This window comes from Candidatus Symbiothrix dinenymphae, from assembly GCF_001431085.1.
In genome coordinates this window covers 1-12,803 of record NZ_BBRU01000444.1, presented here as the reverse complement: position 1 = coordinate 12,803, position 12,803 = coordinate 1, and the positions used below count along the sequence as shown (strand labels likewise).

The 12,803-nt window shown below is 47.3% G+C and carries 12 protein-coding genes; 7 read left to right on the top strand and 5 right to left on the bottom strand.

Annotation, left to right across the window (positions count from 1 at the left end):
• Positions 1 to 122: 122 nt before the first annotated feature.
• Together ASC50_RS04890 and ASC50_RS04885 are read left to right on the top strand one after the other, a co-directional pair.
• Complete coding sequence (locus tag ASC50_RS04890) at positions 123 to 557, top strand: MarR family winged helix-turn-helix transcriptional regulator (protein ID WP_055432356.1); 435 nt, start codon at positions 123 to 125, stop codon at positions 555 to 557.
• Positions 558 to 630: 73 nt separating this feature from the next.
• Positions 631 to 1,464: a phosphatase PAP2 family protein gene (locus tag ASC50_RS04885; RefSeq protein ID WP_055432355.1), complete on the top strand. Its 834-nt coding sequence runs from the start codon at positions 631 to 633 to the stop codon at positions 1,462 to 1,464.
• A 21-nt stretch (positions 1,465 to 1,485) separates the two neighbouring features.
• On the opposite strand, the gene ASC50_RS04880 is transcribed toward ASC50_RS04885, so the two are convergent.
• From ASC50_RS04880 to rsmA, 3 genes are all read right to left on the bottom strand, one after another.
• Positions 1,486 to 3,060 carry a transglycosylase SLT domain-containing protein gene (locus ASC50_RS04880; RefSeq protein ID WP_055432354.1) on the bottom strand — a complete coding sequence of 525 codons (1,575 nt, stop codon included), beginning with the start codon at positions 3,058 to 3,060 and terminating at the stop codon, positions 1,486 to 1,488.
• A 10-nt stretch (positions 3,061 to 3,070) separates the two neighbouring features.
• Positions 3,071 to 3,769 carry a DUF5683 domain-containing protein gene (locus ASC50_RS04875; protein WP_158648459.1) on the bottom strand — a complete coding sequence of 233 codons (699 nt, stop codon included), beginning with the start codon at positions 3,767 to 3,769 and terminating at the stop codon, positions 3,071 to 3,073.
• 95 nt (positions 3,770 to 3,864) lie between these two features.
• Positions 3,865 to 4,641, bottom strand: coding sequence for a 16S rRNA (adenine(1518)-N(6)/adenine(1519)-N(6))-dimethyltransferase RsmA (gene rsmA / locus ASC50_RS04870; protein ID WP_055432352.1), 777 nt, complete (start codon positions 4,639 to 4,641; stop codon positions 3,865 to 3,867).
• Positions 4,642 to 4,732: 91 nt separating this feature from the next.
• Between rsmA and ASC50_RS04865 the strand changes: the two genes are divergently transcribed.
• From ASC50_RS04865 to ASC50_RS04845, 5 genes are all read left to right on the top strand, one after another.
• Complete coding sequence (locus ASC50_RS04865; protein WP_055432351.1) at positions 4,733 to 5,110, top strand: VOC family protein; 378 nt, start codon at positions 4,733 to 4,735, stop codon at positions 5,108 to 5,110.
• Positions 5,107 to 5,679 carry a phosphoribosylglycinamide formyltransferase gene (gene purN, locus ASC50_RS04860; protein ID WP_055432350.1) on the top strand — a complete coding sequence of 191 codons (573 nt, stop codon included), beginning with the start codon at positions 5,107 to 5,109 and terminating at the stop codon, positions 5,677 to 5,679. The genes ASC50_RS04865 and purN overlap by 4 nt, the downstream gene beginning before the upstream one ends.
• Positions 5,680 to 5,715: 36 nt before the next feature.
• Positions 5,716 to 6,498 (top strand): sulfide/dihydroorotate dehydrogenase-like FAD/NAD-binding protein, encoded by a 783-nt coding sequence (locus tag ASC50_RS04855; RefSeq protein WP_055432349.1) that lies wholly within the window; start codon positions 5,716 to 5,718, stop codon positions 6,496 to 6,498.
• Positions 6,499 to 6,636: 138 nt separating this feature from the next.
• Positions 6,637 to 8,211, top strand: a complete 1,575-nt coding sequence (gene gltA / locus ASC50_RS04850; protein WP_055432348.1) for an NADPH-dependent glutamate synthase — start codon at positions 6,637 to 6,639, stop codon at positions 8,209 to 8,211.
• Positions 8,212 to 8,270: 59 nt separating this feature from the next.
• A complete protein-coding gene (locus ASC50_RS04845; protein WP_055432347.1) occupies positions 8,271 to 11,027 on the top strand; it encodes a UvrD-helicase domain-containing protein in 2,757 nt (918 codons plus the stop codon).
• A 26-nt stretch (positions 11,028 to 11,053) separates the two neighbouring features.
• Here the strand turns inward: ASC50_RS04845 and lptB are convergent, their stop codons facing one another.
• The gene (lptB, locus tag ASC50_RS04840) at positions 11,054 to 11,794 is read right to left on the bottom strand and encodes an LPS export ABC transporter ATP-binding protein (RefSeq protein ID WP_055432346.1); all 741 of its coding nucleotides are present in this window, start codon (positions 11,792 to 11,794) and stop codon (positions 11,054 to 11,056) included.
• Between the two features lie 6 nt (positions 11,795 to 11,800).
• A partial coding sequence (gene serC, locus ASC50_RS04835; RefSeq protein ID WP_056928771.1) for a 3-phosphoserine/phosphohydroxythreonine transaminase occupies positions 11,801 to 12,803 on the bottom strand: 1,003 nt, incomplete at its 5' end.

Sequence of the window (12,803 nt, the reverse complement as noted above, 5' to 3'; positions counted from 1 at the left end):
AATTTCACTTCTCTTTCCATTTAGGAAGACAAATGAGCGGCTGAAATATTTTAAATGGGGAAAATTAGTTGCATATATCAACTAATTTTCATACCTTTGCGTCGTCAAAAAAAACAATTACAATGAATGCAAAGAAATTACCCCTGTCGCTAAACTTGGCGATAACGTTGAAAGCCATTGAACAGGCTTTCAGAAAAAATTTGTCGGACCTTCAAATCGAACTTCCGGAGGAGGCTTTCGGCATATTGATGATTGCGTATTTTCATCAGGGCGTTATTCAGCAGGATATTGCTGAAATGGCGAAGAAAGACAAATCGGCGGTATTGCGCCAAATTGATTTGCTCGAAAACAAAGGTTTGGTGCAACGCAAAGCGGACGAACACGACCGACGAAAAAATCTTATTACTGTCACAGAGAAAGGCAAAGCAATTACGCAAACCATTGTAAATAAAGAACATGAGTTGTTTCATTTGCTCCTGCAAGGCGTCAATGAACAGGATATAGAAACTTTCTCAAAAGTGCTTGCAATCTTGAAAAATAATGCCGGAAAAATCTAAAAAAATTTACCTATAAAGTTGATAAAGTCAATTATTGCATAAATCAATTAAAATCATTCTAAAATAACACAATATGAACGCAAAGAAAAAATTTATTTTCAGCACTTTACTCAGTGCAAGTTTGGCCGTGTCGGCACAAAATTCGCAAATTGTGCCGCTGTCCAAGGTGTTTTACAAGTTGGGACCCAATGTGGTGCACAGTTTCACTCACAATTACGGGCTGAATTATGCTGCTGCGGCATTGGGGACGTATGGTTTGGTGGAGAGCGGCATTGATTGGCAGTGGAACAGGCTGGCTTACAACAATGCGTGGATGGCTTATGCGGGCACGCCTTTTGGCGCAATGGGCTATCTCGTGCCTGTGGCGGCTCCTGTGGGCGCGTACTTCTACGGGCGAAAGCACGACGACGCGAAACTGCAAGTAACCGGCTTGGCATTGGCGCAATCGGCAATGTTGGGCGTAGGTATCTCGTTTTCAATCAAGGCGTTCACCGGACGACGGGCACCAAACATTCTGGAACATCACATTTACCCCACCCGATACAGCGACACAGAGGATTACAGCCGCGATTGGGCGTTTGGCTTTATGGAGCGCGGCGTGTTTTCGGGTTGGCCCAGCAGCCACACCATTGTGGCGTTTGCGATGGCTACCACTTTGGCGGAACTTTATCCAGACGATGTGTGGGTGAAACGGGGCGCGTTTATCTACGCCGGATGTGTCGGATTGGGCGTTTCGTCGTTTTCACATTGGCTCTCGGAAGCTTTTGCGGGTGCCTTGATGGGCTATGCCATCGGAAAATCTGTCGGCGGCAGTTTCAACCAACTTTTGAATGGCGGCAATGCAGCAAAAATAAAATATTCACTGCATCCTGTCGCCAACGGCATCGGATTGACAGTGAATTTTTAATAGCGTTCAAAGCGGCAGTAATTACCTTTCCGGAATGCGAAGCGTTTGCCCTATTCTTAACACAGATGTTTTGAGCTGATTGCTCTCCATCAAATCTTTGTGCGAAACACCTGTATATTGTTTGGCAATGGAATACAAACTGTCGCCCTCTTTTACGTGATAAATGATGGGCGACTGTGGGCTGCTTTTATGGGGCTTCACATCGACATATACCTGACTGCTAACTTCATTGGTCGATTGCGCTTCCAATTCCGCCAAATCTTCCTGATTCAAAACCGGTTCGCCATCTTCATCCACATCTACATCCGCATCCGCATCTACATCCACAACTGCTTCTACATCTGCAGCTGCAACTACAACTGCTTCTGCAACTGCAACAGTTTCTTCATCCGTTGGCGTTGGCATTGGTGTTGGCGTTGGCGTTGCAGCAGCATCTGTGGACGGTTTGTAATCCACTTTTGCCAAATAAGAAGGTGGTGCAGCCGGCAATTCATTGGTGTAAATGACTAATGATTTACCCTGATTTATCGCTGTGGTCTTGGCAGACAAACGGTTCCATCGCCTGATACTTGCAACATCTACGCCATATTTTTTGCCAATACTTGCCAGTGTTTCGCCCCGTTTCACTTTGTGATACTTCTTTTTCTGCGCATTCATCGTGGAATTGCTGAAATTTCCGGCAAACATGCGGTTGGTAAAAATGGAATCCCGATTGAAATCCACTACGGCATCCTCGTTGGCAATATAGGCATAGACAGCCTGAGAAGGCAATTTTAACACACGAGGCTGTGTGTGCCCCGGAATAACTCCCAATTTGTACTGCGGATTCAATATCTCAATCACCTCCTTATTGACGTTCAAAACGGCAGCAATCTGGTCAAAATGCACCTGTTTTGTCACCATAACCGTGTCCACATCCAGCGGAATGGACGGTGCAATGGCTTTAATATTGTGCATATCAGCATAATTCATTGCATAAGCGGCGGCGATAAACAGCGGCACATACATGCGCGTTTCTCGAGGCAGATAGGGATAAATGTCCCAGTAGTCGGTTCTGCCACCGGCACGCGCAATGGCTTTGCGCACATTTCCGGCACCACAGTTGTAGGAGGCAATAGACAACGTCCAATCGCCAAACAACAGATACATGTCTTTCAGGTATCTGCAAGCGGCTTCGGTTGCCTTTTGCGGGTCGCGGCGTTCATCCACCAGACTGTTGATTTCCAAGCCATATATTTTGCCGGTTCCCAGCATAAATTGCCACAAGCCGGTTGCCCGCACGCGTGACTGCGCATTCGGGTTGAGGGCGGATTCAATCACTGCCAGATATTTCAATTCGTGCGGCATCTCGTTTCTGTCCAGCGATTCTTCAATCATCGGAAAATAGAACTCTGCCAATCCGAGCATCCGTTCAACCTGGTCGCTTCGTCTGCCCACATAGCCATCAATACATCTTCTAACCACCTCATTATAAGGAAGTTCAATCACATTGTTGAGCTTGGAAAGACGGTCCACATACACGGAATCAGTCCTTTCTTGGGCGAAAACACTCAGCGTTCCCGTCAAGACACATAACATCAAAAATTGCTTTTTCATTATTCTAAAATTAAAAATTTAAACTCAAATGCAAACCAACTGTAGCCGGATTGTAAACCGTCTTTTCAAAAAAAGTCGGCTGTATATTTATACTCAAATCATCACTCACATCAAATGCAAACAACTTGGCATCCACATACGAATCTATCATGAAAACCCCATAAACGGCAACCGTAACTATCCAACTTAATTCCCATTGGCGGCGATAAAAATTCCGCTTCGACCGCAAAGAGTTTGTGAAACTTGTGCGCCGTTGGTCTGTCCACTCCGCAGGGTCATCGGGATAACTATAGTATTTGTATGCCCGCCATGCCGCATCATCCGCCAGATTGCCTTGCGTAAAACTTGTGTAGGCATCTTGATAATTGTTTTTCTGCGTGCTATTCCAATTGATGGCGTACATACACCCCAAAATTCCGCCATATACAATCGGTAATTTCCAGTATTTTCCATTATATATTTGCCCCGCACTGGGCAAAACAGCCGACAATATAACCGCTGTCGTAGGGTTAGGCTTAAAAGATGACTTTTTCGATTTCGCGAATGGCTTAACACCGGCATCAAAAGTCCTAATATCACTATCACCAAGAGTCAGGCTATCATGCTTTACAAAGACCGTATCTTGTTGTAACAAAGGCGTTTCCTGTGAATAAATATCCGCAGAAACCACCCAAAAAACTCCTATCAATGCACCAACATATCGTTTCAAATCGCTCTTGTTTATTACAACGGCGCAAAGGTACTGCTTTATTTTCAATAAATTAGAAATGAAAGCGTTAAAAAACATTAAATCTTGATAGTAACTCATTCTAACATAGTAATTTGATTGGTCAAATCAATAAATTCCTCGACCGACAGTTGTTCGGGACGTTTGTCGAAAATAGGCTGTTCAGATAGTTCATTGCCCTTTCCAACCAGCGATTGCAGCGAATTTCGCATCGTTTTTCGCCGCTGATTGAAGGCTGTTTTGACCACTGTTTTGAAAAGCACTTCATCGCACGGAAGTGCCGTCCGAGCATTGCGAGTCATCCGAATCACCCCCGAACGCACCTTGGGAGGCGGGTCAAACACCTCAGGCTCAACGGTAAACAGATATTCAATGTCGTACCACACATTCAACAGCACGGTGATGATGCCGTATGCTTTCCTGCCCGGTTTGGCAGCCAACCGCTCCGCCACTTCTTTCTGCAACATCCCCGCACAGCAAGGGATTTTGTCCCTGTGTTCCAACACTTTAAAGAATATTTGGCTGGAGATATTGTAAGGAAAATTGCCAATCACACAGAATTGCCCCGCAAAAAGTTTGTCCAAATCCATAGCCAAGAAATCGTCTTCGATGATGCGCTCCTTCAAAAGCGGATAATGCGCCCGCAAATACGCAACCGACTCCGTATCGAGTTCAACAACAGTGGTTTGCTCAATCGGCAAAAACTGCGTCAGCACACCCGTACCCGGACCAACTTCCAAAATCGGCAGTTCCGAATAACCAACAAGCGTGCCCGCAATGCGCTCTGCAACAGTCAAATCCTTTAAGAAATGCTGTCCCAACCCTTTTTTGGGTTTTATTTCGCGATGATACATATAATATGTGTGAGTTTTAAAATCGGGACAAAATTAGGCTATTTTAAACAAAAAAGACTACCTTTGCGAGAAATTTTTGAAAATAAAAGTCATGAAAGAGGTATTTCTTGGAATTGACCACCCGGCATTGGCAGCAAAAGACGTGGTCGCATTAACAAAATGGTACTGCGATGTGTTAGGCTACGAGCTTATAGCACAGACAGATAAGCCCATCTTCATCATCAAAGCCCCCGACGGCACCAACATCGAAATGATGCCGGAAGACGGCACCCCGCCCCCGACGCGAACCGTAAGCACCAAAGGCTGGTCGCACTTAGCCCTGCGTGTAAGCGACTTCGACAAAGCAGTAGCAGCCTTAGACAAGCACCAAGTGCACTGGGAAACAGCTGAGTTTGAAGCAGTAGGAGGCGGGCGCATCCGCAATTTTTTGGACATTGAGGGAAATTTGTTGCAGATTGTGGAGAGATGAAAATCGCACTATTCGCCTCCGGTAGCGGCTCTAATGCCGAAAATATCATCGCCTGTTTTCGCGCGCGGCATGATGTGCAACTCATTGAATTTCCGCTTATTGTGAGCAATAAGGCGGATGCTTTTGTGCATGAGCGCGCTCGCAAATTGGGTGTGCCGTCGTTCACTTTTGGCAAGGCGGACTTTGACAATGGTGCCGTGCTGCGGTTGTTGCAGCAATACGGCATTGACGGCATTGTGTTGGCAGGTTTTTTGCTGAAAGTGCCTGACACCCTGCTGCAGGCATTTCCTGACCGCATTATCAACATTCATCCTGCCCTTTTGCCGAAGTTTGGAGGTAAAGGGATGTATGGCTCACACGTCCATGAGGCGGTGGTTGCCAATCACGAGACCGAGAGCGGCATCACAATTCACTCTGTCAATGAGCATTACGACGAGGGGGCAATCATTTTTCAGGCACGCTGTCCCGTTTTGCCGACCGATACGGCGGATGATGTTGCCGCAAAAGTGCACGCATTGGAATATGCGCATTTTCCTGAGGTGATAGCCCAATTTTTTGAAAAAAAATGACTAATTTTGCCGCTCAAAATTAAAAAACACGTACGAATGAATAAAATTTTAAAAAAAGACGCACTCTCCGAAAATATTGTGCAGTTGGAAGTGGAGGCACCGCTGATTGCGAAAGCGCGGAAAGCGGGGCATTTCGTCATCCTGCGCGTGGGTGCGCAGGGTGAACGCATTCCCCTCACCATTGCCAAGGCGGATGCGCAACGAGGCACTATCACGCTGATTATCCAGCAAGTAGGCGTATCCACGCGCCACATTTGTGCACTGAATGTGGGCGACGAACTCACCGATTTGGTGGGTCCGCTGGGCAAAGCCACGCATATTGAAAAGTTCGGCACAGTTGTTTGTGCCTGTGGCGGCGTGGGCACGGCTCCGATGCTGCCGATTGCAGAAGCGATGCACAAAGCGGGCAATAAGGTTGTTACGGTTTTGGCGGCGCGCAACAAAGATTTGATAATTTTGGAACGCGAGATGCGACAATTTTCGGATGAGGTGATTGTGATGACCGATGATGGTTCTTACGGACAGAAAGGCTTGGTAACCAATGGTGTAGAGGCAGTTATCCAACGCGAAAAAGTGGATTTGTGCGTAACGATTGGTCCGCCGGTGATGATGAAATTTGTGTCGCTGCTGACACAAAAATACAATGTGCCAACGGTTGCCTCGCTGAACACGATTATGGTGGACGGAACGGGCATGTGCGGTGCGTGTCGCATATCGGTGGGCGGGCAAACAAAATTTGTCTGCGTGGATGGTCCCGAATTTGATGCCCACCAAGTGGATTTTGACGAGATGATTTCACGCTCAAAAGCGTACAATTAATTCAAAATTACGATTTGTCATTGCGGGCTTGACCCGCAATCCCCTGAAAAGGAATCGAATGTTGGGCAACAGAGTAGTGTAGAATATGGGATTGCGGGTCAAGCCCGCAATGACAGACTTTTAAAATATCAATTAAAAATGGCAAATACAGAAAATATTACATCACTGAGAAGTGAGGCTTGGCGCGAAGAATTGCGCAAGAGCATGAAAGCGAAAGAGCGCACCGATATTCCGCGCGTGAAAATGCCTGAGTTGGCACCGGATGTGCGCAGTCGCAATTTTGAGGAAGTCAACTGTGGCTTGACTGTTGAACAGGCGTTACAGGAGTCCAAACGCTGCCTCGACTGCCCCGATGCCCCCTGCATGGCGGGCTGCCCGGTCGAAATCGACATCCCAACGTTCATCAAAAACATCGAGCGAGGCAACCTCCCCGAAGCCGCAAAAACCCTGAAAGCCACATCGGCATTGCCGGCAGTGTGCGGTCGCGTGTGCCCGCAAGAGAAGCAGTGCGAAAGCCAATGCACTTTTCTGAAATTGAAGAAAGAGGCGGTGGCGATTGGGTATTTGGAGCGGTTTGCTGCTGATGCCGACCGTCATTGCGGGCTTGACCCGCAATCCCCTGAAAAGGAGCCGAATGTTGGACTGCAAAGCGATGTAGAACAGGGGATTGCGGGTCAAGCCCGCAATGACAATCAAGTGGAGATTGCTGTGGTCGGCTCCGGTCCTGCAGGGCTATCATTTGCCGGCGATATGGCTAAGTTGGGGTATGCTGTGACTGTTTTTGAGGCTTTGCACGAGATTGGCGGGGTGCTCAAATATGGCATTCCCGAATTTCGTTTGCCTAATGCGGTGGTGGATGTGGAGATTGAGAATTTGAGGCAACTTGGGGTGGTTTTTCAGACAAATTGCATTATTGGCAAAACGCTTTCGCAGAGCGATTTAGATGAGATGGGTTTTAAAGGTATTTTTGTTGGCAGTGGTGCCGGATTGCCTAATTTTATGCACATTCCGGGCGAGAATTTGAACGGGGTGTTGTCGTCCAACGAATATCTCACGCGTGTCAATCTGATGGAAGCTCGTAAGGCTGAGGCAGATACGCCTGTGTGGTTGGGCAAGCGCGTGGCGGTGATTGGCGGCGGCAACACGGCGATGGACTCGGTGCGCGTGGCGCGGCGACTGGGTGCTGAGCAGGCGATGATTGTCTATCGGCGTTCGGAAGAAGAAATGCCTGCCCGTATCGAAGAAGTCAAACATGCCAAAGAGGAGGGTGTCATCTTCCTAAATCTCTATAATCCAGTTGAATACATCGGCGACGACACAGGCAAAGTGAAAGCGATGGTGCTTCAAAAAATGGAACTCGGCGAACCGGATGCTTCGGGGCGGCGCAGCCCCGTGCCCATTGAAGGTGCCACAGAAACCATTGAGGTGGATGAAGTGATTGTGTCGGTGGGTGTGTCGCCTAACCCGCTCATTCCAAGTGAGTTTCAAGGTCTGGAAGTGAGTAGAAAAGGAACCATCATCGTCAATCAGGATACTTTGCAGACCGATTTGAAGACAGTGTATGCCGGTGGCGATATTGTCAGAGGTGGTGCAACGGTGATTTTGGCAATGGGCGATGGCAGGAAAGCAGCAGCAGCGATGCATAAACAACTACAAACCAGTTACCAGTTACCAGTTACCAATAACTGCAAACTGATAACTGGTAACTGGTAACTGGTAACTGGTAACTGATAACTGGTAACTGCTAACTGATAATTGATAATTATTTAAAAATGTTTGACATACTATATCACAACGACTTAGACATCAAATCGGTTGAGAAAACGTTTGCTAAAACGCTTAAACAGTTGCAGACGGGCGATTTCAAGAGTGCCGATGTGAAAAAGATGCAAAATTCCGGATTTTATCGGGCGCGTTTGGATATTCGCGACCGCCTTTTGTTTAATTTTGTCACCTACGAGCAGCAGAAATATGTCCTTTTGCTGGAAGTTATCAAAGACCACAACTATGCTCACAGCCGATTTTTGCGCGGGGCGAGTATTGACGAAGACCATTTTGTTGCGATAGAATCGCCTGAAACTGAGGCGGATAAGACGGCTGTCGCACTCACCTATCTCAACAAGAGCAATAAGGCAATTCATACGCTGAACAAATTTATTTCGTTCGACCGCTTTCAGGAGGACGTCTATGGGCTACAGTTGCCGTTGATTATCGTTGGCTCTGCCGGTAGCGGGAAAACTGCGCTGGTGTTGGAAAAACTGAAAAGTTTGCATGGCAATGTCGCCTATATTTCGCTGTCTAAATATTTGGTCGATAATGCGTCAAGTATCTATTACTCACTTGGTTATGACAATGAAAATCAGGAGACAGAGTTTTTGTCGCTGAAAGATTATTTGGCTCTTTGGCAAAAGCCCGAAGGTCGCGAGGTGGAATTTAAGGACTTTGAGCGGTGGTTTGCGCGCCATGCGCAGGCGGTTAAAATCAATGAGCCGTATCGCGTTTATGAGGAGTTTAAGGGTGTCATCACCGGCTCTCCGGTGCATACGGAGTGGCTCTCGCGCGAGGAATATATGGATTTGGGCGTTAAGCAGTCCATTTTTTCGCTACAGGAGCGGGAGCGGCTTTATCCTCTTTTTCTCAAATATGTGGAGTGGTTGAAAGAGGAACGTTTGTATGACAGTAATATGCTGTGTTACAATTATTTGCAGAAAGTGCAACCCTATTACGACTATATCATGGTGGATGAGGTGCAGGACATCACCAACATTCAGTTGAAGTGCATTCTGGCTTCGTTGAAAGACAAATCGCATTTTATCCTCACCGGCGACAGCAACCAGATTGTACACCCTAACTTCTTCTCTTGGAGCAAGATAAAGACCTATTTTTATGAAACGGGCGACACAAAGGACAACCAGATTAAGATACTCCAAACGAACTATCGCAACAGCCTGAATGTGGTGGAGTTAAGCAACAATCTGTTGAAAATCAAAAACACCCGCTTCGGCTCCATCGACCGCGAAAGCAATTACCTTGTGGACACCGTGAGCACCGACCACGGGGAAGTGCTGCTCTATGCCAACGATGAGAAAAAGAAAAACGAACTGAACCGGCGCACGCAAAACAGCACTAAATTTGCGGTCATCGTCCCAACCAATCAGCAAAAGGCGCAGGCAAGCCGATTCTTTAAAACGCCGCTGATATTCAGTGTGCAGGAAGCTAAAGGGCTTGAATATGAGAATGTTATCCTCACCGATTTTGTGTCCACCCATGAGGCGGAGTTTCGGGAAATAATTGCCGGTGTTACCGCCGAAGACCTCAAACAGGATGCCCTGCGCTACAATCGCGCCGCCGACAAGCACGACAAGGATGCCGAAATCTACAAATTCTACATCAACTCGTTTTATGTGGCAATCACGCGCGCCGTCAAAAATATCTACATCTTTGAGCAACGTGCCGACCATCCGGCTCTGCGACTGCTGCAAATGCAGGAAACGAAGGCGGAAATTCAGTTAAAAGAAGTGAAATCGTCCACAGAAGAGTGGTTAGACGAAGCCAACCGCCTCGAAGAGCAGGGCAAATATGAGCAAGCAGAGCAAATCCGCGCCAAATATCTGGGCTACGAATACATCAGCCAGGAGCAATTGGAAACAATCAAAGCCCTCGCTCTCGACCCCGCCAAAAAGGAAGCGGAGGTGAAAAAAGAACGCAAACAGTTGTTCCAATATGCTGTCAATCACCGCCAATACGATTGGATAGATGCCTTAGCCAAACTGCAATTTCAGCGTGCCGTCCTGTTTATGAAAGAAATCCGCAACGACCGCAAAGAATACGACAAGCACATCCGCTTGGGGAATAAGGCGAAAGTGGTGTCGCTCACCCAAAAATACGGCACCGACTTTGCCCTTGAAGACAACTCAACGGGACTTATGCTCGCCGCAACATACGGACAAATTGAGTTGCTCAACGAATTTTTATCCAAAGGTGCTTCGCGAACATTGCTCGACAGTCGCAACCGCTTTGCATTAGATTGCCTGTTTGATACCTATCTAAAAACGAAAATTCAGAAACAAAAACAAATACAAAACTCAAAACAAAGGCAAACATACGCACAAAAGCAAACCGCTTCGGCAGAAGACAAACTGTTGATAGGTTTTTGGGACAAGCTGAAACCGCAAACCCTTGAATATGAAGCCGGTGGCAGGTTGTTCAAAATCAGTGCACACACTATGTTGTTCTTCCTTATCCTGCTATTACGCAATAAGCAGGACAGTCAAACATACAAAGCAGTCCACGAAACGCGTCCGGAACTTGGCGAAGTTGGCATTTTCGACATGAACGACCTTGAGCAATTGGCTGCCCTGATACCGGACGAAATACTGCCGCCCTACCGCAAAAAGCGCACCTACATCAACAGTGTCATGGCACTACACGAAGTCACGAAAGACTCGCCCTACTGCAAATTGGCATTTATCAGGTGCGACAGAGGGCGGTATATTTTGGATCCGGAGTTGATTTATAATGGTGTCTGAACTGTGTGTTGCACCGTTTTTTGATTTTACAGCGTTTTTTTGCGCAGTTCAAAATCCCTTCCGAGATATTTTTCGCGCACGATGGGGTTGGCTGCCAATTCTTCGGCATTGCCCTGAAAAAGGACTTTGCCCTCAAAAAGCAGGTAGGCGCGGTCGGTGATGCTGAGCGTTTCGTGAACGTTGTGGTCGGTGATGAGGATGCCGATGTTTTTGTGTTTGAGCTTGCCCACAATCTGCTGAATATCCTGCACGGCAATCGGGTCAACGCCTGCAAACGGCTCGTCGAGCATGATAAATTTCGGACTGATGGCAAGGCAACGGGCTATTTCCACGCGCCGCCGTTCGCCGCCCGACAGTTGGTCGCCCAAATTCTTGCGCACTTTGCCCAACCCAAATTCGGCAATCAGCGATTCCAATTTCTCTTTTTGCTCGTCTTTCGACAACTTGGTCATTTCCAGCACCGCAAGGATATTGTTTTCTACCGACATTTTTCGGAACACGGACGCCTCCTGCGGCAAATAGCCAATGCCGTTTTGGGCACGCTTATAGACAGGATATTTTGTTACTTCGAGGTCGTCAAGGAAGATTTTGCCCTCGTCAGGAGTCACCAACCCCACGGTCATATAAAAAGTCGTGGTTTTACCGGCTCCATTCGGACCCAGTAAACCCACGATTTCGCCCTGTTTCACGTTGATTGACACATGGTTAACCACTGTGCGGCTACCATATTTCTTAACCAAATTTTCGGTGCGTAAGATATTTTCCATCTGCTGTTAATGTGCTTTCTCAAATTCCTGCATCGCCGCCACCAATGCCTCAACCGCAGAAATTGGCAACGCATTGTAGCACGAAGCGCGGAAGCCGCCGACCGAACGGTGTCCTTTGATGCCAACCATGCCTTTGGCGGTGGCGAATTTGTAAAATTCGTCTTCCAAGTCCTTGTATTGGTCGTTCAGCACGAAGCAGATGTTCATCAGCGAGCGGTCTTCTACGGCTGTGGTGCCTTTGAACAGCTTGTTGCGGTCGATTTCGTTATATAATAAGGTTGCTTTTGCCTTGTTGCGTTTGTACATTTCGGGTACGCCGCCGATGCTTTTTAGCCATTTCAAGGTTTGCAAAGCGGTGTAAATCGGCAATACAGGCGGTGTGTTGAACATCGAATTTTCTTTGATGTGTGTGCGATAGTCCAACATTGTAGGGATCGGACGTGTGACTTTGCCCAGCAATTCGTCTTTCACAATCACAAATGTAACCCCCGCAGGTGCCAAATTTTTCTGTGCCCCACCGTAAATCAACCCGTATTTTTTCACATCAATCGGGCGCGAAAAAATATCGGACGACATATCAGCGATCATTGGCACTGGGCTGTCATAATCAGCGTGAATTTCGGTGCCAAAAATCGTGTTGTTAGTCGTGATGTGGAAATAATCCGCATCGTGTGGGATGGTGTACCCTTTGGGGATAAACGTGTAGTTTGCATCTTTTGAGGATGCCACTTCGATAACTTCGCCAAACAGTTTGGCTTCTTTTTGCGCTTTGTTTGCCCACGTACCGGTGTTGAGGTAAGCGGCTTTTTTCTCCAACAGGTTGAAAGGCACCATGCAAAACTGCAAACTCGCGCCGCCACCCAAGAAAATCACCGAATACCCATCGGGAATGTGCAACAACTCTTTGAACAACGCAACGGCATCCGCCACCACCTTGTCATACTCTTTGCTACGGTGGCTGATTTCCATCAGCCCGATGCCCGTACCCTCAAAATCCTTAATCGCCTCA